General features: G+C 46.7%; 23 protein-coding genes and 1 riboswitch. Of the genes, 12 read left to right on the top strand and 11 right to left on the bottom strand.

Translation table 11 applies throughout. The features are described 5' to 3' along the window. The first annotated feature begins 54 nt into the window (after positions 1-54). From KNQ03_RS11735 to KNQ03_RS11720, 4 genes are all read left to right on the top strand, one after another. Positions 55-1,683 (top strand): ABC1 kinase family protein, encoded by a 1,629-nt coding sequence (locus KNQ03_RS11735; RefSeq protein WP_023466751.1) that lies wholly within the window; start codon positions 55-57, stop codon positions 1,681-1,683. Between the two features lie 142 nt (positions 1,684-1,825). Then, positions 1,826-2,677, top strand: a complete 852-nt coding sequence (locus tag KNQ03_RS11730) for a GRP family sugar transporter (RefSeq protein WP_174514744.1) — start codon at positions 1,826-1,828, stop codon at positions 2,675-2,677. A gap of 17 nt (positions 2,678-2,694) precedes the next feature. Further along, positions 2,695-3,480 carry a glucose 1-dehydrogenase gene (locus KNQ03_RS11725; protein ID WP_149426654.1) on the top strand — a complete coding sequence of 262 codons (786 nt, stop codon included), beginning with the start codon at positions 2,695-2,697 and terminating at the stop codon, positions 3,478-3,480. Positions 3,481-3,512: 32 nt separating this feature from the next. Beyond that, the gene (locus KNQ03_RS11720; protein WP_149426653.1) at positions 3,513-4,490 is read left to right on the top strand and encodes a cation diffusion facilitator family transporter; all 978 of its coding nucleotides are present in this window, start codon (positions 3,513-3,515) and stop codon (positions 4,488-4,490) included. Positions 4,491-4,531: 41 nt separating this feature from the next. Here the strand turns inward: KNQ03_RS11720 and KNQ03_RS11715 are convergent, their stop codons facing one another. From KNQ03_RS11715 to KNQ03_RS11705, 3 genes are all read right to left on the bottom strand, one after another. Further along, on the bottom strand, positions 4,532-5,227 hold the full coding sequence (locus tag KNQ03_RS11715) for a thermonuclease family protein (protein ID WP_244290079.1): 696 nt from the start codon (positions 5,225-5,227) through the stop codon (positions 4,532-4,534). 90 nt (positions 5,228-5,317) lie between these two features. Next, complete coding sequence (locus tag KNQ03_RS11710) at positions 5,318-5,968, bottom strand: SDR family NAD(P)-dependent oxidoreductase (protein ID WP_035399210.1); 651 nt, start codon at positions 5,966-5,968, stop codon at positions 5,318-5,320. A gap of 60 nt (positions 5,969-6,028) precedes the next feature. After that, positions 6,029-6,295, bottom strand: coding sequence for a DUF5327 family protein (locus KNQ03_RS11705; RefSeq protein ID WP_050677319.1), 267 nt, complete (start codon positions 6,293-6,295; stop codon positions 6,029-6,031). 57 nt (positions 6,296-6,352) lie between these two features. Between KNQ03_RS11705 and KNQ03_RS11700 the strand changes: the two genes are divergently transcribed. Beyond that, positions 6,353-7,321 (top strand): Gfo/Idh/MocA family oxidoreductase, encoded by a 969-nt coding sequence (locus KNQ03_RS11700; RefSeq protein ID WP_149426650.1) that lies wholly within the window; start codon positions 6,353-6,355, stop codon positions 7,319-7,321. A 32-nt stretch (positions 7,322-7,353) separates the two neighbouring features. Continuing rightward, positions 7,354-9,015, top strand: coding sequence for a glycerol-3-phosphate dehydrogenase/oxidase (locus tag KNQ03_RS11695; protein WP_149426649.1), 1,662 nt, complete (start codon positions 7,354-7,356; stop codon positions 9,013-9,015). Between the two features lie 46 nt (positions 9,016-9,061). On the opposite strand, the gene bcaP is transcribed toward KNQ03_RS11695, so the two are convergent. The 6 genes from bcaP to KNQ03_RS11665 form a co-directional block, all read right to left on the bottom strand. Beyond that, positions 9,062-10,498: a branched-chain amino acid transporter BcaP gene (bcaP, locus tag KNQ03_RS11690; RefSeq protein ID WP_047391976.1), complete on the bottom strand. Its 1,437-nt coding sequence runs from the start codon at positions 10,496-10,498 to the stop codon at positions 9,062-9,064. A gap of 225 nt (positions 10,499-10,723) precedes the next feature. Then, positions 10,724-12,019, bottom strand: a complete 1,296-nt coding sequence (locus KNQ03_RS11685; protein WP_214724835.1) for a DUF2252 domain-containing protein — start codon at positions 12,017-12,019, stop codon at positions 10,724-10,726. A gap of 67 nt (positions 12,020-12,086) precedes the next feature. Further along, a complete protein-coding gene (msrA, locus tag KNQ03_RS11680; RefSeq protein WP_149426647.1) occupies positions 12,087-13,034 on the bottom strand; it encodes a peptide-methionine (S)-S-oxide reductase MsrA in 948 nt (315 codons plus the stop codon). A 69-nt stretch (positions 13,035-13,103) separates the two neighbouring features. Next, a complete protein-coding gene (locus KNQ03_RS11675) occupies positions 13,104-13,286 on the bottom strand; it encodes a hypothetical protein (protein WP_035399267.1) in 183 nt (60 codons plus the stop codon). A gap of 60 nt (positions 13,287-13,346) precedes the next feature. After that, positions 13,347-15,107, bottom strand: a complete 1,761-nt coding sequence (locus KNQ03_RS11670; protein WP_214724833.1) for a solute:sodium symporter family transporter — start codon at positions 15,105-15,107, stop codon at positions 13,347-13,349. A 545-nt stretch (positions 15,108-15,652) separates the two neighbouring features. After that, the gene (locus KNQ03_RS11665) at positions 15,653-17,134 is read right to left on the bottom strand and encodes an amino acid permease (RefSeq protein WP_214724831.1); all 1,482 of its coding nucleotides are present in this window, start codon (positions 17,132-17,134) and stop codon (positions 15,653-15,655) included. 131 nt (positions 17,135-17,265) lie between these two features. Continuing rightward, positions 17,266-17,454, bottom strand: a riboswitch (Lysine riboswitch). A gap of 165 nt (positions 17,455-17,619) precedes the next feature. Between KNQ03_RS11665 and KNQ03_RS11660 the strand changes: the two genes are divergently transcribed. Further along, a complete protein-coding gene (locus KNQ03_RS11660) occupies positions 17,620-18,075 on the top strand; it encodes a MarR family winged helix-turn-helix transcriptional regulator (RefSeq protein ID WP_087682215.1) in 456 nt (151 codons plus the stop codon). Between the two features lie 138 nt (positions 18,076-18,213). Continuing rightward, positions 18,214-19,305 (top strand): diguanylate cyclase, encoded by a 1,092-nt coding sequence (locus KNQ03_RS11655; protein WP_231884709.1) that lies wholly within the window; start codon positions 18,214-18,216, stop codon positions 19,303-19,305. A 42-nt stretch (positions 19,306-19,347) separates the two neighbouring features. Here the strand turns inward: KNQ03_RS11655 and KNQ03_RS11650 are convergent, their stop codons facing one another. Further along, a complete protein-coding gene (locus KNQ03_RS11650; protein WP_050677328.1) occupies positions 19,348-19,953 on the bottom strand; it encodes a TetR/AcrR family transcriptional regulator in 606 nt (201 codons plus the stop codon). Positions 19,954-20,145: 192 nt separating this feature from the next. Between KNQ03_RS11650 and KNQ03_RS11645 the strand changes: the two genes are divergently transcribed. From KNQ03_RS11645 to KNQ03_RS11630, 4 genes are all read left to right on the top strand, one after another. Beyond that, positions 20,146-20,802, top strand: a complete 657-nt coding sequence (locus KNQ03_RS11645; RefSeq protein ID WP_035399222.1) for an HlyD family secretion protein — start codon at positions 20,146-20,148, stop codon at positions 20,800-20,802. Between the two features lie 12 nt (positions 20,803-20,814). Continuing rightward, positions 20,815-22,506, top strand: a complete 1,692-nt coding sequence (locus tag KNQ03_RS11640; protein ID WP_058265449.1) for a DHA2 family efflux MFS transporter permease subunit — start codon at positions 20,815-20,817, stop codon at positions 22,504-22,506. 345 nt (positions 22,507-22,851) lie between these two features. Further along, complete coding sequence (locus tag KNQ03_RS11635) at positions 22,852-23,409, top strand: hypothetical protein (RefSeq protein WP_214724829.1); 558 nt, start codon at positions 22,852-22,854, stop codon at positions 23,407-23,409. Positions 23,410-23,534: 125 nt separating this feature from the next. Then, positions 23,535-24,092 (top strand): nitroreductase family protein, encoded by a 558-nt coding sequence (locus KNQ03_RS11630; protein WP_214724827.1) that lies wholly within the window; start codon positions 23,535-23,537, stop codon positions 24,090-24,092. Positions 24,093-24,212: 120 nt separating this feature from the next. Here KNQ03_RS11630 and KNQ03_RS11625 read toward each other — a convergent pair whose 3' ends face one another. Further along, the gene (locus tag KNQ03_RS11625) at positions 24,213-25,415 is read right to left on the bottom strand and encodes a CDP-glycerol glycerophosphotransferase family protein (RefSeq protein WP_082874235.1); all 1,203 of its coding nucleotides are present in this window, start codon (positions 25,413-25,415) and stop codon (positions 24,213-24,215) included. Positions 25,416-25,418: the final 3 nt, after the last annotated feature.

Genomic DNA, 25,418 nt, shown 5'->3' with positions numbered 1-25,418 from the left:
TTTAGGTAAAGTAACCTATACTGAAACAAACTGTACAGGAAGCTAGGTGACCGTATGAAACGTTGGGCGCTTTATCGCATCGTCGTCATCGTGACGATGTTCGCACGTTACATCTTTACGATCTATCGATTCACCCGGAAAAACCGGCCAGGTACGAACAACGAAGAGTTTGAGCGCATCATGATCCGGATTGCGCGTGACTATAAGAAAAAAGCATTACGGTTAGAAGGGTTACTGATCAAGCTCGGTCAGTTCTTATCGATTCGAGCCGATCTGTTTCCTCCGTCCGTCTTGATGGAACTGACCGAACTCGTCGATAAAGTTCCTTCAAGTAAACTTGGAGAGTCACGTAAGATCATCGAAGAGGATTGGGGTATGCCGATTGAAGAGATCATCTCGGACATCAGTCCCCGTCCTGTCGCTTCTGCCTCGATTGGTGAGGTGTACAGCGGAACCTTAAAATCAAATGGTAAAAAAGTTGCGATCAAAGTTCAGCGACCGAACATCGAACAAATCATCAAAACCGATTTCCGTGCCATGCGCATCGTCATTGCCATGTTACGCCGGACTTCATTAAACAAATCGACTGATTTACAAAGTCTGTATCGCCAAATGGTCTTCGTCATCGGTGATGAATTGAATTACCGAACTGAATTAAAAAACGGTCTCTACTTTAAAAAAATGTATGAGACGAATCCTGTCATCTATATTCCGAGTTATTATGAAGAACATTGTACGAATCGTGTGCTCGTCATGGAATGGATTGACGGGACACGTATCACCGATCTCGATTATTTAGCGGAACATCAGATTGATCGTGACGAACTAGCGCGTAATCTCTTCTTGAACGCTGGTGAGCAATTACTGTTCGGCGGGAAATTTCACGCCGACCCACACCCGGGCAACGTCCTCGTCCAGTCCGACGGCAAAATCGTCTTGCTTGATTTTGGGATGATTGGAGCGACGACGCCTGATGACATGCGAGCGATTCAACGAATCCTCCAATCCTTCGTCACATTAGATTATGATGCAATCGTCGATGGTCTCGAAGATTTACGATTCCTGTTGCCGAATGCGAATAAGCAAAATATCCGACAAGCAATTGAAAAAGCGGTCACGTTCTATCTCGAGAGTGATATGGAAAACGTCGACACGAAACTGATTGAGAAGGTCTTATCCGATATCGAATTGCTAGTCCGAAACGAACCGATCCAGCTCCCTGCCGAGTTTGCGTTCTTCGGTCGTGCTGCCTCGACGATTCTTGGGATTCTTCAGATTCTTTCACCGCAAATCAACCTGCTCGAGTTAGCCAAACCAATGGTTCGGCGTTGGCTCGATGACGAAGGAAAAAACCAAAATCGTTATCTCCAGATTGCCGGCTCTTACGGTGCGCGATTGCTCGCCTTCCCGCGTCTTGTTAACGATGCCTTAAGCGAACCGACACGTTGGCGCATCATGGAGCAACAAAAGTTCTCTCGTGTCGCGAACATCGAGTCACTCAAAATCCGGCAGTGGACGAGTTCGCTCGTCGGAATCATTAGTCTGCCTTTTAGTTATCTCGGCTATTATTTTACGCAGTATGACGTCATGGGCATTTCCTTGACGATCGCCGTCATCGCTTTATGGAATGGTAGACGGATCGGACGACAAATCGTCCGGATCGCCGATGAACCGTTCCGTTAAATAGAACGACAATATGCGTCCACTTCGGTGGACGTTTTTTTATTTCAGAATAATTCCTCTTTGGGCTTCGAGGTTTTTCCTCGCGTCTCGCGGGGTACAGCTTCAAGTAGAGAGATAACAATAAGGAGAGGTGAAACACTTGATTGATATTTTAATTGCCATCGTTCCTGCATTAATGTGGGGATCGTTGCCGCTCGTCGTCTCAAAAATCGGAGGTTCAACGGCGCAACAAATTATCGGTACGACTCTGGGTGCGTTGCTTTTCGCGATCGTCACCTTCTTTTTTGTCAGCCCAGAGCTGTCGACGACTGCTTGGGTCGCCGGATTCTTTTCTGGTGCCTTCTGGGCGCTCGGTCAAAAAAATCAGTTTGCCGCATTCCGTCAAATGGGTGTCTCAAAGACGATGCCCATCTCAACAGGGATGCAACTCGTCGGAACATCGTTGTTTGGTGTTCTCGCTTTTGGAGAGTGGTCAACGACAACTGCGTTGATTCTCGGAATCAGTGCCCTTGTATTGATCATTGCCGGAGCAGCTTTCACGTCTTACAAGGAAGATAAGAGTAAAGAAGATGAGAATATCGGAAAAGGACTGACGCTTCTTCTCATCTCGACTGTCGGGTATGTCGGCTACGTCGTCATTGCCCGTTGGTTCGATATCAATGGATGGGAAGCAGTCTTACCACAAGCTGTCGGGATGGTCGTGAGTGCGATTCTCCTTTCTTTACGAGAAGGAGATCTCTTCACGAAGAAAACAGCCGGCAATACAGTCGGTGGACTCATGTGGGCTGTCGGGAACGTCGCTTTACTGTTTGCCACAGCAAAAGTCGGAGTCGCAACGAGCTTCTCCTTATCTCAAACAGGAGTCGTCATCTCAACGATTGGCGGTGTCCTCTTACTAAAAGAAACGAAGACAAAGAAAGAAATGACCTTCGTCATCATCGGTTGTATTTTAGTCGTTGCTGGTGGGATCATGATTGGATTTACGAAACAATAATGAAGGAGTGAAGCATCATGTATGAAAGTTTAAAGGGAAAAGTAGCCATCGTGACAGGTGGATCAATGGGAATCGGTGAAGCCATCGTCCGCCGTTATGCAGAGGAAGGTATGCGTGTCGTCATCAACTATCGCAGTCATCCGGAAGAAGCGAAGAAAATCGCAGAATCGATTCAAAAACAGGGTGGCGAAGCCATCACGATTCAAGGAGATGTCTCAAAAGAAGACGATATGATCAATCTCGTCAAAGAGACTGTCGCTCACTTTGGTCAGTTGGATGTTTTCGTCAATAACGCAGGAATCGAGATGCCGTCAGCATCTCATGAAATGTCACTCGAAGACTGGCAAAAAGTCATCGACGTCAACTTAACAGGGGCATTCCTCGGTGCGCGTGAAGCACTGAAGTACTTCGTCGAACATGATGTCAAAGGTAGCATCATAAACATGTCGAGTGTTCATGAAATCATTCCATGGCCAACGTTCGTCCACTACGCTGCAAGTAAAGGTGGCGTTAAATTAATGACACAAACCCTTGCGATGGAATATGCACCAAAAGGAATTCGGGTCAATGCGATTGGACCTGGTGCGATTAATACACCGATCAACGCTGAAAAATTCGAAGATCCGGAACAACGAAAAGAAGTCGAGAGTATGATTCCAATGGGCAATATCGGAAAACCTGAGGAAATTTCAGCCGTTGCCGCATGGCTTGCGTCGGACGAAGCGAGTTATGTCACTGGTATCACACTCTTTGCGGACGGCGGAATGACACTTTATCCATCGTTCCAAGCAGGACGCGGTTAACCTATTTTGAATAGACAAGGAGAGAACCGCTCATGGCCACTTTTTTCTCATTGATCCGTCGCGGCAATAAGTCAGCACTTGCTGCTGCTGTCGTCAACACGATCATTGCTATCATCAAGTTCGTCGCTTATATCTTGACTGGGAACGTTGCAATGTTCGCTGAAATGATGCATACGATCGGTGACGCGGCGAATCAGTTTTTCGTCTATATCGGTTCTGCTCTCAGTAAAAAAGCACCAACGAAACGATTCCCGAACGGATTCGGTCGGCTTGTTAACCTCGTGTTACTTGCTGCAATCATCGTCGTCGCACTCCTTGCGTATGAGACGATTCGTGAAGGCATCTTGCATATCGCACACGGTCCTGGCGAAGAGACGACTGGGCTTTGGATCATTTTGACGGCACTTGGAATTGGTGTTGTCCTCGAAGTCGGCGTCTTTTATAAAGCAATGATCGAGATTGCTCATGAAACCGGGCTCAAATCCCGAGGATTGACGCTTGTCGGACAAAGCTTCACCCATCTTGGGCAGGCAAAACCAGCTACACGTCTTGTCTTCATGGAAGATCTTGTTGCGACTCTCGGTGGTATCATCGCGATCATTGCCGTTCTGATTTCGCATTACACATCGTTTTATCAAGCAGAGGGCATTGCATCGATTTTGATTGGTCTGATGATGTTCTACGTCGTCTATAATGTCTTTATTCAAAATGCTGCCGGTGCGCTCGGTGAGATTGATGAAGTACTGACTGCTAAAATCGGTGAAATCCTATTACGTGATGAAGCGGTTCGTGATATTGAAAAGCTTGAAGTCATTAAGGAAGGGGATCACTTCCATGTCGAGACAGAGATTGAAGTGGATCCTAACTTAACGATTGCCCAAGCGGACGACATCAAGGACCGGCTTGAACTTCAAATCCGAATTCTTAAAGGGATCACCGATGTCACGATTTCCTTTGATGAAGATGATAAAGTACAGCAGTATCAATCCCCCTCACCACCTGTAGAATAAACAAAAAGCCATCGATTTCGATGGCTTTTTGTTTGCATTCATTAGCGTGCAGCGCGGACGAATCCGGCTTCTTCTGCTTCTTTTTCCGTACAGAACTGTTGCTCTGGCTTCACTTCATCGTAGGACTGACCTCCCGGTACATGGTAGATTTTTTTACCCGACCGATTGATGTTGCCTTTGATGTCGCAGGATTTCATTTCTGTAATCGCTTGAGCGTCGAAGCCACGATTTGTGACGTAGCCATCGTGCTCCCAAATCTTTTTCTTCGCCTGCTTGGCTTCCTGTTCGATCTGTTTGAACATATCGACATAACGTGTGTCTGGCTCATAGACGAACGCTACACGTGCGAGTCCTTTTCGAAGTAACTCCTGATTCAACATCTTATCGCCGTACCAGACGTATGCGAGTAATCTTCCGTATCGATCAGTCCGGGAATGATCACGCTCCAACCGAATCGCTGTCCCACTCGGTAAGGTCTCTTTCGTAAATGCTGAAGCTTCCGTTCCATATGGTTGAATCGGTGTATTCGGTTTGACGGTTTCCGGTGTATCAACGAGCAGTAAACGAACGTCCTCCGTTTTCCCATCCGCCAACTTTACTTTTAACGTATCCCCATCGATGACGCGTTCGACCGTCGCCTTCGTGATTTTTTCGCCATCCGGTTGCTTAATGCCAAGCAAATCGGTTTCTTCTGATGCACAACCGATGAGAACGAATAAAAAAAGTAGACTCATCATTGCATATCGTCTCACTTCTGTTTCGCTCCTTTCCATGAAAATACGGATTCGGTCAAAGCCCGAACCCGCATACGCTATCTTGTTTATTCGTTAGTCTGCTGAAAGAACCGTTTCAACTTCATTTCGGTTCGTATAAAGTTGATAGAACGCTTCCGCTACATTTTTCGGATCAAGTGCCGTTCCACGCTTCACTTCCCCGGCAATCGTGACAGTTCCGACGTAGACACCATCTTCCTTCAACGTATCATGTAACATATGCGTCACTTGGCGAACGCCTGCCTTCCCGATTGAAAGCCCTGGTAACGATTTGATCGCTTGCATCGCAGCGCCGCCTCCAGTAATCAGGATAGCGCCGTCTTTCCGTTCCTGCATCGATGGAGCAACGAGTTGTGCGGCATGCAGTGCACCGAGTACGTCGATTTCGAACTCTTTCGTAATCTGTTCTGCCGAAACTTCGAGGACAGACGCTTGATGTAAAATCGAAGCATTGTAGACTAAGACATCGACTTGTCCGTATTGCTCCTCTGTCCATTCGATGAGTGATGCGATATCGGCTTTTCGAGAAGCATCACATTCCACTCCGACCGCTTCCACGCCCGCTTCTTTTAGTTCCGTGATGACGGCTGCGAGTGTTTCTTGTGTCCGCGCCGCACAAACGACTTGAAAGCCTTCTTTTCCGAATCGTTTACTGATTTCATATCCGTTTCCTGGCCCTGCTCCGATGACGATTACTGTTTTCATGACGTATCTCCCCTTCTCATTTCAACTGTGATGGTTATTCCCTGAATCGCGTCATTTCATTCAAAAATCGAGCAATGAAGTGCCTTTTTCTTCTTTCTCCTGCGAAACACCCATGAAACGCGCTAACATCGGATCGACTGTTGGTGTTGCCTGAGGTGTTGACGTAGGTAGCGATATCGTTGAACTTGATGTCGCCTCAGATTCAAGTAATAGTTCACAGTACGTTTTCATTGCTGCAATCTGCTCTTTCTGCGCGGCTCCTGTCGTTTGCTCAATGCGTTGCATCGCTTGACGCATCTTTTCGATGATGTGTTGTTCCGTAATCATCTTGTATTCCTCCTTATGGTAAATTGAGGGTATGAACTTGAAAAGGATGTGTTTTCCATGATTCGTACCGCTTTAGTTGGTTTTGGTATTGCCGGTGAACATTTACATGCTCCTTATTTACACGCACCTGATTATCAGTTAGTCGCTGTTCAGTCGAGTCGTCCGGAAGCAGTCGCTGCTTACGACGCGACGCTACCTGTTTATTCGACACTTGAAGCCCTGCTCGCTAAAGAACAGATTGATTTAGTCGTCATCGCGACAGCAAATGAGCTACATTATCCACTTGCGCGTCTCGCTTTGCTATCGGGCTGTGATGTACTCGTCGAGAAACCGTTCACTGTCACGCTCGAAGAAGCCGAAACGTTGACAGAACTAGCACGTGTACACGATCGGTTACTGACAGTTTATCATAATCGTCGGTATACGAAGGACTTTCGAACGCTGATGACCTTACTCGAATCCGGACGTCTCGGCACGATACAAACGTTCGAAGCGCATTATGATCGCTATCGTCCAGACGTTGAAAATCGTTGGCGCGAACAGGACGTACCCGGTGCTGGTCTCTTGTACGATCTTGGATCACACTTGATCGATCAAGCACTCGTCGCCTTCGATGAAATTCCGGATCGCGTCTTTTGTGACCAAACGATTCAACGGCAAGGTGGGATCGTTGATGACTATACACATCTGATTTTAGCATTCGGTACACGACGCGCTATCTTACACATCGGTTCCATCGTTCCGGCTGTTGGTCCTTCGCTAATGGTACATGGGACAAATGCTAGCTATTTCGTCGATGAAGTCGATACGAAACGCGCGACGTATCAATTGGCTGAAGCAAACGGCCCCCTTGAAGACTTTCCTTTTGTCTCCGGGCAATTTGGGGATTATTATACAGACCTTGCGCCAACCATTCGACAGCGAACAACCCCACCTGTCTCTCCGAAACAGGCTGAACTCGTCATGAAAATCATTGATCGTGCTCAAAAGAGTGCAAAATCGGGTACATGGATAGAAGTAGACTAACTATCCATTCAGACGAACAGGGGGAAGACAAGATGTTTTCAAGTACGGAACGGACAGCTTGGTTAGAAGAGATGGGACAAGAACTTTTAGACGTGCTCGTCATCGGGGGCGGTATCACAGGAGCCGGTATTTTGCTTGACGCACAAAGTCGAGGCATGCGGACAGGATTGATTGAGATGCAGGACTTCGCCGAAGGGACATCGAGCCGATCGACGAAACTCGTCCATGGTGGATTGCGTTATCTGAAGCAGTTCGAAATCAAACTGGTTGCCGAAGTCGGAAAAGAACGTGCCATCGTGTATGAGAACGCCCCACACGTGACGACGCCGGAGTGGATGATGCTTCCACTCGTCGAAGGCGGAACGTTCGGCAGCTTCTCGACATCAATCGGCCTACGCGTCTATGACCAGCTCGCAGGCGTCAAACGCAATGAACGCCGGACGATGCTCAGTAAAGAAGAAACATTACGTTACGAGCCACTATTACGTTCGGAACACTTAGTCGGTGGTGGTCGTTATGTCGAATATAAAACGGATGATGCCCGATTGACAGTCGAAGTCTTAAAGGCAGCCGTTGGTTACGGTGGACGTGCCGTCAACTATACGAAGGCTGAATCGCTCGTCTACCACAATGGAAAAGTTGTCGGTGTCGAAGTCCGTGACATCTTAAGTGACAAAACGTATACGATTCGGGCGAAGAAAATCATCAATGCAACCGGTCCGTGGGTCGACGAACTACGTGAAAAAGATGGTTCGAAAGCTGGGAAATCGCTCCACCTGACGAAAGGGATTCATCTCGTCATCGATCAAGCGCATTTCCCACTCCAACAGGCTGTTTATTTCGACGTTCCAGATGGTCGGATGATCTTTGCGATTCCACGCGAAGGGAAAACCTATGTCGGAACGACTGACACGAACTATAAAGGAGATATTCTTGAGCCGGGTGTCACTGTCGAGGATCAGGATTATATCCTAGAGGCGACGAATCAAATGTTCAACGTCGAGTTACGACCTGAACACGTCGAATCGACATGGTCTGGACTACGCCCACTCATTCATGAAGATGGAAAGGACCCGAGTGAACTGTCTCGAAAAGATGAAATCTTCGTCTCGAAATCCGGTCTGATGTCAATCGCTGGTGGGAAGTTGACCGGGTACCGGAAGATGGCAGAACGAATTATCGATATGGTCGCAGACCAATTCAAGACAGAAGAAAATCGGATTTACCTCGCTTCCCGTACGCACGATATCTTGCTTGGTGGTGGTCATCCACAAGGAAGTAAAGGATTTGCCCGCTACTTGAAGGAACAACAACCAAAAGGAGAAGCACTCGGATTGTCACCGAATGAGGCGACATGGCTCATCCAACGTTACGGTACGAATGTCGAACGTGTCTACGAATTGATTCGGACACGTGGTGACGAGGCGGCTCGTTATCAATTACCGTTACACTGGTTCGGCGCCCTTCTATATGGATTAGAAGCTGAGCTCGTCATGCAACCCGGCGACTTCTTGAACCGTCGTGCCTCGGCCGTCTTCTTTGATTTCCCTCACGCTGAACAGTACGCAGATGGTGTTCTCGCCTTGATGCGTAGCGAACTCGGCTGGTCGGCAGAAGATGAAGCGAGAGCCAATGAAAGCATTCGTCGTGAATTTGATGCGGTCCGCGTCAAAGGACCTGTTCCACTTTCATAACATCAGAAGACCCGATCGCCTTCAGGCGACCGGGTCTTCTTGTATGTTACTGTTCTTCTTTCGAAGCAGCGAGTTCCGCTGCCGGCATGTTGCCTGGGTGTAAATTCGAACTCTTACGTGCAAACGTAAAGTAAAGGACTAAACCAATAGCAAGCCAGATTCCAAAAGCAATCCATGTCTCGAGTTTCAAGTTGAACATCAAGAAAAGACATGCAGCGATTGCTGCGATCGGCACATATGGCATACCTGGACATTTGAACGCACGCGGGAGATCGGGCTGTGTCTTACGAAGAATCAAGACAGCGACAGAGATCAAGACGAATGCTGCGAGTGTACCCATGTTGACGAGGTTTGCGATGACATCGAGCGGAACGAATCCAGCAACGAGTGAGCTACCCAGTCCGATCATCCAAGTCGCCTTGAATGGTGTTTGGTACTTCGGATGCACTTCAGAGAACACTTTCGGGAACATTCCGTCACGCGAGATGGCGAATGCAAGACGCACCATTCCGTAAGTCATGACGAGAATGACTGTTGTGATCCCGAGGATCGCACCGAGATCGATGAATCCAGCTACCCAGCTTTGACCGGCCATTTGAATCGCAAGTGAGACTGGATGATCGACACCAGCGAACTGTTGGTACGGTACGATACCCGTCATGATGGCTGCGACGATGACGTAAAGGACTGTACAAACAGCAAGTGAACCGATGATCCCGCGTGGCAAGTTTTTTTGCGGATCGCGGACTTCTTCAGCTGCTGATGTGACGGCATCAAAGCCGATGTACGCGAAGAAGACGATTGCGGCACCTGAGAAGACGCCTCCCCAACCAAATGGTGTGAACGGTGTCCAGTTCGATGGCTCAACGTAGCCGACACCAACAACGATGAAGAGAATGACGACTGCGACCTTGATGACGACCATGATGTTGTTGACACGTTTCGTTTCCTTGATTCCCATCGACAACAATGCCGTAATGGCAAAGAGGATTAAGAATGCTGGAAGGTTGAAGTATGTCTTGGCTCCTTCGACTGCTCCAGGAGCTGCTGATAAGGCTGTTGGCACATGGATGTTGAATCCTGCAAGTAAGGACTGGAAGTACCCAGACCAACCGGCTGCAACGGCACTGGAGGCGAGTCCATATTCGAGGATCAAGTTCCAACCGATGATCCAAGCGAAGATCTCTCCCATCGTTGCGTACGTGTACGTATAGACGGATCCACTGACCGGAATCGTTGATGCGAATTCAGCGTAAGCAAGAGCAGCTAGACCACAGGCGATGGCAGATAGAATGAATGATACGATAAGTCCTGGTCCTGCAGTCAATGCTCCTGTTCCTGTCAAAACGAAGATTCCGGTTCCGATGATGGCGCCAATTCCTAAAAACGTTAAATCCATCGCGCCAAGATTTCGAGCAAGTCCACTGTTTCGTTTACTTGCAGCAATCATAGCGGAAACATCTTTTTTCCGCGTCAAACTCATGATGTCTTTCCCCCTGTACCTGTTATGATTCATCCTACGGAGCGAGTTGTCCGTAAGAACTTAATCAAAAATTTACGAAGTTTTCTGATAAATTGATATAGGTCATTATACCTATTTCTATTTTGTTGAACGCTTTCATTCGTTAAACAAAAAAATCCGTACAAAAAAGATGGATGTGTAACACATGTTACACACCCATCTGACAAGTCTCAGTTTGTTAGGTTTTTAATTTGTTTTTCGGGTCTTCACCCACTCCAAAAACACTTGGTAATCCAGCTTTGTTCGTGTCACATAGGCTTCTGACCAACGCTCGATTTGTTCTAAGAAAGCAGTGTCTGAAATACCGATGGCTTGGATGATTTCAACGTCGGCATGATGCGTTAAAATTTTTTCTTTAATCCCGGCATCCTGATCCGCCCGTGCATGCACTTTGGCGGTAATTTGACCTTGAATGCATAAGACATTCTCGAGATCATCCTGACTTTTGATATGCTTTGCTTTTAGCTTTTTCTTATACGGTGAACGCTCACGTACATAATATTCCTTTTGACCAATCGTCAAATAACCAAGATATGGATCTTCGTGTGCCTGCATCGCTTTTTGAGACGTAATGATCCGGCGTCCTTGATGAACCGTTTCTGCTTCAGGACGATAGACGGGAAGGAACAATGAAGGAACAGAAGTTTGAGCTTGTTTCATCTCTAGAATCAAATCCTCTTCCTCTCCCTCCCCCTCAATTAGGATGTAATAGCGCTCAAGACCAATCGATGCCGTTCCACTGTCTAGTTTCCGGACGATATCCTTGATTGTATAGAACGCTTCGTCACGACGATCCTCTGCGTCAATCGTCTCGATATAGGAGGACCAAGCAGACTCAATCGCCATTCGCGTCGGATCATCTATCGCTGCCATATCTGGTAATGTACAAAAACGTCTCACGCCATCCACCAGTTCCGTCCGCTCTCCCATTAATTCCTCACGTTTCTTTTCTGCTTTTTTGATCAACTTTTTGATTGGTCCTTTTGTATTTTCTCGCGTAAAACAAACATCACTCGGATCTTTTCCAAGAGCGTACTTTTTTAAATCGTGTAAGTATTCCAGGACATAATTACGAATCGCAGGAGTCGGGTCGTACCCTGCCTCTTCAGCGAATAACCGGACGGAGACCGCCATGCGAATCAAATCATATAAATAAGATCCTAAGTATCCTTCATCAAAGTCATTGACGTCGTAGATGATCTCTCCCTTCGCATTGCCATGGACACCGAAATTCTCAAAATGAAGATCTCCCTGAATCCAGGTCGGTTTATCGCGAGGCGTATCAAAACCAAGGGGGATTCGCGTCACGTCATAATAAAACAGATGCGAACTCCCACGGAAAAAGCGAAACGGACTCAAGCTCATCTTGTCGTACTTTTCCTGACGTGCTTGCTCATCGAGCTGACGGATTTCGTGATCGTAGAAATCAAGTACCTTCGCAATCGTCATTTGTCGAATCTCTTCATACACGGGTCGAAACATTCAATTCTCTCCCTTCCATTTGAAAAAAGAGCAGTCAAAACGAAATCGTTTGACTGCTCCTTACGTGTTACTCGAAATGTTTTTTATATTCCCCATATCCTGCCGAATCAAGCTCTTCAAGCGGAATAAATCGTAACGCTGCTGAGTTGATACAATAGCGAAGACCACCAAGTTCTGTCGGACCATCATCGAAGATATGACCGAGGTGACTATCCGCATTCGCAGAACGCACTTCCGTCCGCGTCATCCCGTGACTCGTGTCGAGTTCGACTTCCATCTTGTCTTCTGAGATCGGTTTAGCAAAGCTCGGCCAACCACAGTTCGACTGGAACTTATCTTTTGATGTGAAGAGTGGTGTGCCATCGACGATGTCGACATACAGACCTGGACGTTCTTCATCCCAGTATTCGTTACGGAAAGCGGGTTCTGTCCCATTCTCTTGTGTGACTTTATACTGAATTGGTGTCAGACGCTCTTTCAGTTCTTTTTCCTTACCGTGATCCTTCCACGCTTCCTTGATGAATTTCGCCCGACCTGAGCCGACACTATACATCTGATAACGGAACGGATTCTTTTTATAATAATCTTGGTGATATTCTTCGGCTGGCCAAAACGGCTTTTCTGGACGAATCTCTACCGCGACTGGACGCGAGAAGCGTCCTGATGCGTCAAGCGCTGCTTTCGAACGTTCAGCTGCTTCACGTTGTGCTTCATCGACATAAAAGATAGCCGGTTGGTACGATTCACCACGGTCATTGAATTGACCTCCGCCATCTGTCGGATCGATTTGACGCCAGAAGATATCGAGTAATTCTTCGTACGTAATAACGGACGGATCGTACGTGACTTCAACCGCCTCCAAGTGACCTGTCGTTTCCGAACAGACCTCTTTATAAGTCGGGTTCTCTGTATGACCACCGGTATATCCTGAAATGACCTGCTCTACCCCATCATATTTATGGAATGGCTTGACCATGCACCAGAAACAACCACCTGCAAATATTGCTTTTGCCATCTATCTTCCCCTCCTCTGTATGTGTCTATTTTACCTCGTTCAGAGAATGGACTCGACTTTCCTGCTCATTCAATCCTCTGGGTTCGCTTTTAGACGACGCATGACGAAGTAAATCGCCGCAAAGACAAGAAGAAGTCCTCCGAGCGAATACCAGATGTTATTCAAACGATAAATCATTTGGTACAAGGCAAGCGTCACAAGCAATAATGCGATCGGTAAGAAGGCACGCTTGAAGTGGTACCAGTAATTCACGAAGATCGCCTCCTGTTTTTCTTTCATCTTACCCGATATGTCATGTCTTCTGCGAGAGGATTATTCGGCTTGACGGTACTCTTCTTCGAGATAGGTCCGGTACTTCGCTTCCCAAGCGTTTAGCGACACACGCCATAATACGATCGTTGCAATGACAAGTCCTAACGTAACCGGCCAGAACCAAATCGATACGATTCCTGCTGTAGAAGCCAGTCCGATTTTTGAAAACAGAACGTACGTCCAAATGATGGATGTGCATAATAAGATTGAGACCGGAATCGCGAACTTCCATGGAGTGAGCTCGACAGACTGTCGTCGATTGACCTTTCTTGACTGGACGACCGGATAACGATATCCCATGAATACCATGAACAGCACTTCAATCACGAGTAGAATACCGTACCCATGAATATAGCTAATGCCATGATCCCAGCCGAGCAGTTGTTTGAAACCGAAGACGAATAAGTAATACGCGAACACGTGAAAGACGATGACGATTTTCGCCGCAATTGCCGGAATTCGTTTCATGAAAATCCCCATTAATACGATGACGAGAATCGGAATGTTGAAAAATCCTGTGAATTGCCGGATCAAACTCCATAAGCCGTCCGGCGCGTACATCAAGAATGGTGCGATGATGAAAGAGATTAAGGCAACAATCGTTCCGAACCATTTACTGACACGAATCAAATGTTCATCACTCGCCTCTTTCGCAAACACCGGCTGATAGATATCGAGGACGAAAAGTGTCGCAATACTATTTAGCAACGAGTTAAACGAACTAAAGACGGCTCCGAGTAAGACAGCCAAGAAAAATCCCATCAGCGAGACCGGCAGTAACTCCGTAATGAGTCGAGGATATGATAAATCACCGCTTGTTAGTGTGTTCCCATACAAGTGATAGGCAATGATCCCAGGAATCAGCATGAAGATTGGAACTAATAACTTCAAGAACCCTGTCATGAGGACGCCCTTCTGTCCTTCCTTCAAATCTTTTGCCCCGAGCACACGTTGAATGACATATTGATTGAGTGACCAATAAAATAAGTTCGCAAATAGGATACCCGTGAAAATCGAGAAGAACGGAACGGCATCGGTTGAGCTTCCGATTGCGTTCAGCTTTTCCGGTTGCACAGTCGCAATCGTCTTCATCCCTTGAAGTAAATTCCCGTCACCTAGTGCAATAAAGCCAAGCACCGGAACTAGGAATCCGACGAAGACAAGCCCGATCCCGTTCAAAGTATCCGAGACAGCCACCGCACGTAGACCACCAAAAATCGCATAAATCGCTCCGATGATCCCGACGACCCAGACGACTAACCAAAGGGACTGCGTATAACTGAGACCAAATAGCTCTGGAACATCGAACAGTTGCAAGACAGCAATCCCACCTGAATAAAGCATTGAAGGAATCGTGACGCACATATATCCGAGCAAAAAGAGTAAGACTGTCATCCGGCGAACCGTCTCGTCATACCGGTGACTTAAGTATTCCGGTAACGTCGAGATACCGAGCCCGAGAAACTTTGGGAGCAGATAGATGGCCATGATGATAGCAGCAAATCCTGCCGTGACTTCCCACGCCATACTCGACATGTTTCCCATGAAGGATTGTCCGTTTAGTCCAATCAACTGTTCTGCCGACAAATTCGTCAGCAGTAGCGATCCGGCAATGAAAACGCCACTTAGCCCACGCCCCGCTAAGAAGTATTCATCGACGCCTTGTGTTTTCCCACGCGTCAATCGGTAGGATATGTAGGCAACGAGCAACATGAAAAACGCTGCAGAACCTAATGTGAAAAATAATTCAGATGTAGTCATGCGTCTCCCCCTATTCTTTATTCATATTTGCTATTTTTGAATATGTATTCATTGATTCCTTTTTTATACTTTTTCAAAACTATATTTTAGAAAACGTTTTCATTTAATTGAATAAAAAACCACCTTCATTCTAGAAGGTGGTTCCGATTGCAGAAAAATGGGCTGACTCAAAAAAAGAATGACGCGTCTTTTCACGCCCTTTCCTCATGCGAGACACAAGCCAGTTTTCCCGCTCCAGTCGAGCAGGAAAACGGGTCTTGTTTGTCTCTGAAAGCACAAAATTGCGCTTTTTCCTGTAGGAGTGGCGTGTAACGTGTCATTCTTTTTTATACCGGCAGGAGAATCAGAGAAGCGTTTTGTTCACTCGACATCGCTTCCTAGGGAAAAACAAGCAAGAGCGACCCTGCAGCGAAGCGATGCTTGTCCCTGGAAAAACGATTCGAAACGAACAAAAAAGCGCAATCTTTCTCATCAGACTCATCAGAGAAAAATTGCACTTTGTCTTCAATCTCAATCACCTTCATTTATAGAAGGTGGTTCACACATTATGATTGACGTGGATGTTCCGGGAAGTCCATCTCGTCATAACGAACGATCGACGTTCGATTTTTGAATTTATGTCCTAACCAGAAGGCAAGGAATAATGGAATACCAACATACGTTGCGGCAATTCCGACCCAATCGATTTGATCCGCAAGGAATGCTGCGTAGTTTTGACCAACGATGACGAGGAAACAAAGACCGAATGCGAACAGCGGACCGAACGGGAACGCTGGTGCAACATATGGTAAGTCTTTCAACGAGTGACCTTGTGCAAGGAATCCTTTACGGAAACGATAGTGACTGATTGCAATCCCGAGCCATGCGATGAAGCCTGTCATCCCCGAAGCATTGAGTAACCACAAGTAGACTTGTCCACCAAACATCGACGTCAAGAAACAGAGTGCACCGATTGCTCCTGTTGCGAGCAAAGCGTTACGCGGTACACCGTTTTTCGATACTTTCGCGAACAACTTCGGTGCATCCCCTTGGCGAGCAAGCGTATAAAGCATCCGAGTCGAAGCATACATACCTGAGTTTCCGGCAGATAGAACAGACGTCAAGATGACGGCGTTCATGAGTGCTGCTGAGAAGGCAAGACCCGCTTTTTCAAAGACAAGCGTAAACGGACTAACCGCTACGTCCGTAATGTCATTGGAAACCAAGTTCGGACTCGTATACGGAATGAGCATTCCGATGACGAAAATCGCGAAGACGTAGAAAAGCAAGATGCGCCAGAAGACTTGTTTGACTGCTTTTGGAACATTCTTTTTCGGATCTTCCGACTCACCCGCGGCAATCCCGACCAGTTCTGTACCTTGAAAACTGAATCCGGCAACGAGAATGATACCGATGACGGCAGGAATCCCACCGACGAACGGTGCATCGCCAAGTGCAAAGTTTTTAAAGCCAACCGGTGGCTCTGATGTAAAGACACCAAGAATCATCGCAACACCGACGACTAAGAAGACGATGACGGTAACGACTTTAATCATCGCAAACCAATACTCCGCTTCCCCGAATCCCTTAACGGAGAAGTAGTTCAAGCCAATCATGAGTAAGAGGAACAAGGCACTGAAATAAAATCCAGGAACATCCGGGAACCAATATGTCATGACGATTTGTGCTGCGACGAGCTCGACTGCGATCGTGACTGCCCAGTTGTACCAGTAGTTCCAGCCGAGCGCAAAGCCGAATGATGGATCGACGAATTTCGTTCCATAGGTCGAGAAGGATCCAGCGACCGGCATATACGCTGCCATTTCACCAAGACTTGTCATGAGGAAGTAGACCATCAGACCAACGATTGCATACGATAGGAGCGCCCCACCTGGTCCTGCTGCTGCGACGGAAGCACCGGACGCAATGAAGAGTCCTGTTCCGATCGCTCCACCGATGGCGATCATTGACATATGACGGGCTTGTAATCCACGTTTTAATCCTTCTGCTGTCGAATCTGTTGTTTGTTTCACATCTAGATTGTTCATTTCGTTCGCTTCTCTCTTTAATAAATTTTTGAGAGGACACTTTTTGAATGAAAAAACAAAAAGCGCCCTCATCTTCCAGATGGAAGATGAGAACGCAACATAATAAAATGGATGCGCCTCATTCTACCGTCGTGAAAGATAGCTCTCCACAAGTAGGTGATACCCGACTTGTGACAGTATTAGACCTATTTGATCTAATCCCAATCGATCATCTTCAAAGCGATGATTGATTTCGGCAATTCTTCCTTTCAGGTCACCTCATCTGTCGCTTGACGACATCCGTAACCGTACTCTTAAGAACTGCAACCTCCATCCCACTGGTTGAGTGAGAACTGAATTAAGTTAGTTATTACTACGCCATATTACACAAAACGCCACGAAATTGTCAATTGCCTTTTTCGAATCTGGGGTAGTCGATGGTAAAAATCCGATATGTTTAGTACACTAAATGGTAGAAGTCCACTGAGAGAAAGGATGCTGCTTGCATGCCACAGGAACGTGATTTGCTAACTTATCGACTCGAGGAACAAATGCGTGTCATTCTTCGTACCCTGCGACGTGAACTTAACCGGCTATTTGAAGGAACGGCGACCCGGAGTGAGTTTTTCATCTTACGAAGCCTTTCAGAAAATGGTCCTCAGCGCCCGACGCTTCTTGCGGAACAATTTGAGCTCGCGACGAGTCAAGTCACTGCTTTGACGGATAAGCTGTATAAACAAGGATATGTCACACGGACACGTTCGACGGAAGATCGTCGTTCAATCGTACTCGCTTTGACGGAGGACGGGGAACGTGCATTTCGGGATCTCGAAATCGTCCGGAAAAACTATTTACAAGACCGCTTCGGTACATTGACGGAAGAAGAGCTCGAAACGATGATTCATGTCTTTGATAAAATTTTACAGACGATGGATGAGGATACCCTTACTTCATCTTCTTAAAAACGGTAGATTTTCTACCGTTTTTTCTATTTTGGTCTAAAGATTTCCCTCTGTCTAACCGTTATCTACTTGAGTATACTGGAAGTATATATATGGAAATCTGTTAGCTGGGGGAGTTGGGAGGATTTGTTGTCCATCATGAATCAATTCATCATTAACTTTTGTCTACTGTTCACAACGATTACTCTCTTGTTCTTACCGTTTCGGAATCAACCGCGTATTTCATTGAACTCCAAATGGAGCATTCGACTTATACTCGGAGCAGTCTCTGGTCTGATTGCGGTTTTATTGATGTTCAATGGGATCCAAATCGATGTCGCCCGTGTTGATTTACGTATCGTTCCCGTCGCGATCGCCATGCTGTTCGGTGGTTTCCCAAGCGCCATCGTTGCAGGAGCAATGATCATCGGGACACGTTACTTTTTAACACCAGTTGATCAAATGGAAGGATTTTATTTATCTACGCTGATCATCGTCTTATTCATCACGACGATTGGGATCATTCGTCGATTCGTCCATGTCTCGATGCGTCATTTTCAACTTATGGTGTTGGTCGGTATTCTCTATTCGTTACCCGCCATCTACATCTTGACGCACAGCTGGTCGACATTCTTTAAAATCTCGATTGCGTACGTCTTCTTTAATTTATTAGCTGGCTTTGTTGCCTTTCGATTACTGACGGAATTACGCCGTCACTTCGAAAACATCCAGTATCAGCAGAAACTCGCCATGACGGATGCTTTGACAGGGCTCGCCAATCGCCGTCGTCTGGATGACTCGCTATCGCTTGTCGGTTCGACCGATCAAGGCTATTCACTTGTGCTCATCGATATCGATTTCTTCAAGCATGTCAATGATACATATGGTCATGATGCGGGCGATGATGTGTTACGCCAACTCGGCATGACTCTCGCTTCCTTGACGCGTCCAGACGACCTCGTCGGACGGTACGGTGGTGAAGAATTTTTAATCATCTTACCAAGTACTTCGGCGAAAGAAGCGCAAAAAATAGCAGAACTAGCTCGGCTGACGGTCGCACGTAACCTGTTCCCGACAGCAGATGTACCTGATCTACAAATTACGATCTCACTTGGGATTTCACATTCCAGTGGTTCGCATACGTCACTTGAAGCATTACAACAGGCAGATAAAGCGTTGTATTATTCAAAAGAAAGCGGACGGAATCGGAGTACGATCTATACGAAAGAACTCGCATTCCGACAGGCTTAAACTGATTGGACACTTCCGCAGGGAAGTGTCTTTTTTACGTCCTCATTCCGTCTCTTTAGGAAAACCGATACTCTCAACCGTTCCAAAGACGATCATCCGACTTAATTGTTCTGCCATATACTCTGATGAATACGGTCGACCGTTTCGTAACCAAGAAATCAACAATCCCAACTGTCCACCAATGACATAGTTCAATAATAAGTCCCGATCGACGAACGTAGCTTCTTCTGTGATTTGCGGTCGAAACACAAGACGATAGTTATCTTTCAATGTATCGAGAAAACGGGAGATGAACGTTTTGATCGGTCCTTGAACGAGCATCGTTTGATAGAATAATTCATTTTCTTCGATATGAATGAACAAACGAGCAAAATAGCGACTCACCTGCTCGACTGTCGGAAAGACAGTTCCTGTACCCGTGATCCGAATTGCTTGTTCAAGTGCCTTCATTTGCTCCTCAACGATTTGGTCGAGCAAATCATACTTATCCGTATAGTGTGCGTAGAAGGTCGAACGGTTCACACCGGCTCCATCCGTCAGCATTTTGACAGTAATACTCGAGAAGCTGTGCGTCTTCAATAAACGAAATAATTCCATTGTAATACGGTCACGTGACCGTTTTGGTCGGGGATCACGGCTCTCATTCATCCATATTTCACTCCTTTTTCATCCTCTTTTCATTAATGAATCCGTTATCATCTATTTTTCCAACATTTTGTCGGAAATTGTCGGTTGTTTGTTAGCTAATGATCCATATAATTAACTATATTAATTACTCCTCCCCCCAGAGGAGTACTTTTTTTGAATCGATTGTACACAAGAAAGGATGCTAACACACCCATGAGTATGAAAAAATTATTGATCATCAATATCGTGACACTCATCGTTTTAATCGGTGGTGGTGTTGTCGGATACTACTATTACGATCAAGCAACGAGCTATGTCAAAACAGACAATGCGAAAATCGACGGTAAGATGATAACGGTTGCGAGCCCAAGCGCTGGTAAATTAACAGACTGGTCTGCGAAAACAGGCGAATCACTCGCCAGTGGAGCAACAGTCGGACACGTCATGACGGCACAAGCCGGACAAAAACCGACGGACCTCTCTGTTTCAATGCCCTCAAAAGCAACGATCGTTCAGTCGATGGCGACAAAGAACGGCTTCGTCGCAGCAGGTACACCTCTCGCCTATGGTTTTGACTTAAACGACCTTTGGGTCACAGCGAACATCGAAGAAACAGAAATCGATGAAATCAAAGTCGGACAAACAGTGGATGTCTATGTCGACAGCTATCCGGACACGACACTTTCTGGTGAAGTCGAGCAAATCGGTATGACGACGGCTTCCACGTTCTCAATGATGCCTTCTTCAAACGGAAACGCGAACTACACGAAAGTCGCACAAGTCATTCCAGTTAAAGTATCACTCTCGCAAGAAAAATCACTCGACATTCGACCTGGTATGAATGTGACCGTCCGCATTCATAAGGATTAAGGAGGGACGTTCATGTCTACTACCTTCTTGTTCGGATACAGTGCGTTCACGATTCTGATCATCATCGGCGTCAACTGGATCGCCCGTCGAAGTCGCTCATCCGACACGGCGCTGGCGACGGACGGACCGACTCTTGAGGAATCCCTCGAGGCGGAACCGACGATGACCGTGACACCACCAGTCGCAGCACCTTCAAAACAGGTATCGACTGAAAACGTCAGTATTCCGAAAGTACTGACGGTCTTACTCATCGGTATGTTCATTGCTATTTTGAACCAAACGTTGATTAATGTCGCGTTACCAGTTCTGATCAATGACTTCAACGTGTCGACGTCCACTGCCCAGTGGTTGACGACGGGCTTCATGCTCGTTAACGGGATTTTGATTCCGATCAGTGCCTTTTTGATGCGAAGCTATACGTTCCGCCAGCTGTTCCTCGCTTCGATGACACTGTTTTTCTTCGGATCGGTCATCTGTTCGATGGCAATGAACTTCCCGGTCATGATGATCGGTCGTGTCGTTCAGGCAGCGGGGGCTGGTATCTTGATGCCACTCGGATCAAACGTCTTCATGACATTGTTCCCACCGCATAAGCGCGGTGCTGCCATGGGAATGCTCGGAATCGCGATGATTCTGGCTCCTGCTGTCGGACCTACGATCACGGGATATGTCATCCAAAACTATGACTGGCACGTCATGTTTTATGCGATGTCGTTCTTTGGATTAGTGACGTTGTTACTCGGTACTGCCTGGTTCCGCCTGACGCAGCCACTCTCGAAACCTTCTTTTGACGCACTGGGCGTCTTATTCAGTACGATCGGATTCGGGAGCCTCCTTTACGGATTCAGTGAAGCCGGGAATGACGGCTGGGATAGCCCGATCGTCATCAGCACGATCGTCATCGGCTTAATTGGAATTGCAGCTTTTGCGATGCGTGAGCTGTCGATGGAAGATCCGATGTTGAACATTCGCGTGTTGAAGGTACCGGAATTTTCGTTCACCCTCTTTATCAATGTCATCGTTACGATGGCGTTGTTCGGTGGGATGTTACTTTTACCGATTTACCTTCAAAGCATTCGCGGTTTTTCACCGGTCGATTCAGGTCTTCTCCTTTTACCCGGATCACTGATCATGGGTATCACCGGACCGATTGCCGGTCGTTTATTTGACCGCTTCGGTATTCGTCCGCTCGCTATCTTCGGTTTGACGTTGATGACGTACGGGACATGGGAATTGACGCAATTGAACATGGATACGTCGTATTATTCCATCATGGGCATCTACATGCTTCGGTCATTCGGTATGGCATTCATCATGATGCCGATCATGACTGCCGGTATGAACGCTTTACCGATGAAGATGATCCCGCATGGAAACGCGACCCAAAACACACTTCGTCAAGTCGCCGGCTCCATCGGAACGGCAATTCTCGTCACCGTCATGACCCGTCAAACGACGGCTCACTTGGCAGACGACGCGAATCAGTTTACGACGCTCGACCCGACGCTTTCACAACATTTAAACGATCTTGGACAACAGCTGGGTAGCTCACAAGCCGCTTCAACGAGTTGGTTTACGATGCTGACGAAACAAGCAACGATCCAAGGGATCACCGATGCGTTCTGGATTGCAACCGTCTTATCTGCGCTTGCACTGATTCTGTCCTTCTTCTTGCACGGAAAAAAAGAACCGAATCTGGATTGATTGACGAAAGGGACTGACTCAAAAGTCAGTTTCCACAAAGGTAAGGGTGGCAGAATGATGATCTGCCACCCTTATCTCATAACAAAAAGAATGACGCGTTTCACGCAACTCCTACAGGAAAAAGCGCATCTTTGCGCTGTCAGAGACAAACAAGACCCGCTTTCCTGCTTGAATAAAGCAGGAAAACTGGCTTGTGTCTCGCCTGAGGAAAGGGCGTGAAAAGACGCGTCATTCTTTTTTGAGTCAGCCTCTTTTCTTATACTTTACGAAAAGTTCTTCTTTGCACTTCAGCCTTAAAATCGATACACTAGGAACAATGAGTTTCATATCTAAAGGAGATGCTTTATGGTTGCCTTTCTGCAATTTTATGCGTTCATCTTTGCTTGTTGTTTTGCTTGGCAAGTTGGTCGACCATCCCCTTGGTCACAAAAGATCGTTCGTGCCTTTTTAACAAGTGTCAACGGGCTCTTCGTATTCGCACGTGCCTCGATTTCAATTTTTTTATTGGTTGGACCACTATTACTCGTCACCTATCTTGTCTTCCCACGGTTAATCGCTTTTGAAAATGGTTTAGCGATGGTGATCAGCGTGCTTGTCATCGGACTGGTTGATCGTCTCGTCAGTCTCGTCGTTCTGCCACTCATGCGTTCCTTTTTCTTAAAACGTCAACGCGTCATGCCACAATCGGTGGAAATGGTGCTTTATACGATGGCAATGGCTGTCTTGCTCTTTATACAGCTTCATGCTGTTCCTGGCGTTCAACTTCATGTAGCGTTAACGATTTTCCTTGGTTTTACGATCTATTTCGCCCATTATCTATTTGCCCTATACCGGATTCGTCTTATGAAAAAAAAGCTAACGACTGTTGCTCAAGATCAAGACGAGGAACGAAAAGCCTCTTAATCCGAATGCAACGAAAGATGATTTCCTATCGGGAATCGTCTTTTTTTGTTTTCTGACAAATAACGTTGACAATGATAATCGTTATCATTTATAGTGAAAAAGTACTCAGTGAGGAGATGAAACGGATGCATGCCCAACAAGTGATTGAAACACGCCGGTCGATCCGGTCTTATACGGAACAACCCGTTCCGGTCGAATTGGTAGAAGCATTACTCGACACGGCGATTTATGCCCCGAATCATAAATTACGAGAGCCTTGGCGCTTTGTTCTCGCAATCGAAGACGGACAAACACGGTATGTCGATGCCTTGATGGAATTGCTGACAGCGCGTGGTCAATTCGAGACGAAAACGTCTGAACAACGTCAACAGGCTGAACAAAAATTACGGGAAGTCCCGGTTTATTTAACGGTACTTTGTCAGGTACAAGGGACGCCGGATCAACAGCTAGAGGATACACTTGCAACAGCTGCGATGATTCAAAATCTGCAGTTGGTAGCAACAGAACGAGGTCTTGGGTGTTGCTGGAAGAGCGGAAAATACTGGTTCACACCAGAGTATGCCTCACTCGTTGACGCTTCTGAAAACGAACGCGTTCTCGGCGTCATTCAAATCGGCTGGCCTGCCATCGTTCCACCTGTCAAACCTAGAACGTCCGCAAAGGACAAGTTGACGCACTTTTAAGAGGTGCGCATTCTGCGAGCTACCCCTGCTCGCGCCAATCAAGCCCCAATTCAAAAATAAAAACGTTCCGATGACGTCTCTCTCCCCAAACGGAGACGCAATCGGAACGTTTTTCTGTATTCACACTGGTGTTTTCGTATAGACAGGCGCCTCTGGAATCGTGTCATATAACATATGGTCGACGATTCGTTTGGTCGCTTCTCCGTCCTGATACGTAAAGAACTGATTCGCAAATGTCTCGATTTTCTGTGTATCGAATTGCCCACGTTTAATCCAAGCAATGACGTCTTCGAACGTCGACACGATGGGTCCCGGTACGAACGTTTCATATGGGAAGTAGAAATCGCGTTCTGCTTTATACGACTGAAGATCGTTAACGAGAAAAATCATCGGCTTCTGCAACAAGGCAAACTCGAAGATGACAGACGAATAATCCGTAATCAGAATATCCGCAATCTGCATCAGATCATTGATGTCCGGGTAGTCTGTCATGTTAATGATTTGATCCGCATACGCGTCCGGTACGACTGGTGGATTGAGAACGAACGGGTGCATGCGAAGCAAGAGGACTGTATCCGGTCCAAGCTCACGACGGAACTTCTCAAAATCGAGCTCTTGATCGTAATGTGCCGTTGTTTGTCCATTTCCTCGGAACGTCGGCGCGAGTAAGATGATTCGTTTCTTGCGCCATTCTGGATATCGGTCATAGAGCTTTTCTCGAACACGGGCTTGGCGTGCTGTGTTCAGTAGCTGATCCGTCCGTGGAACCCCTAATGGATAGATCCGTTTCTGCTCCATTCCGAAAGCATCCGCATATGGTGCGATACATGCTTCACCGGAAACATAGACCTTGCTATAGTTCCGGTGAATCTGGACCATCTTCAAATAATCATCATCCGGCGAATAGGATTTATCAAGCACACTATAGCCGAACTTTTTAAAGGCTCCACAGGCATGCCATAGCTGAATGACTTCTGTCCCTTCCCGTAAGGACGACACATATACAGGGTAATAATAATCATCGATGATGAAGTAACGAGCAGTCGCTAATTCGTACGTCGCTCGCATCATATGAAAGACATATTGAATTTGCCCCGCCAACGATTGAGGGAATCGCTTTAACAAAAAAACGTATTCATACCCTAAGTCGCGACGTTCGAGTTCATCGTAGACGGCACGAAAGTTATCGACAAGACGATCGGAACGATACGTCGCAAAGACGACTTTTTTCGGTTGAATTGGTAACCGTTTCGTCAACCAGTACGTCATAGCAAGCAGATAGTGGACCGTCCGTCGTTGCAATAACCGAATTTTTTGTTTCATAGA

It is taken from the genome of Exiguobacterium sp. s143 (genome assembly GCF_018618895.1).
In the GTDB taxonomy this organism is placed as follows: Bacteria; Bacillota; Bacilli; order Exiguobacteriales; family Exiguobacteriaceae; genus Exiguobacterium_A; species Exiguobacterium_A abrahamii.
Note: the sequence above shows the minus strand (reverse complement) of the source record. Positions and strands in the feature narration are given on the sequence as shown.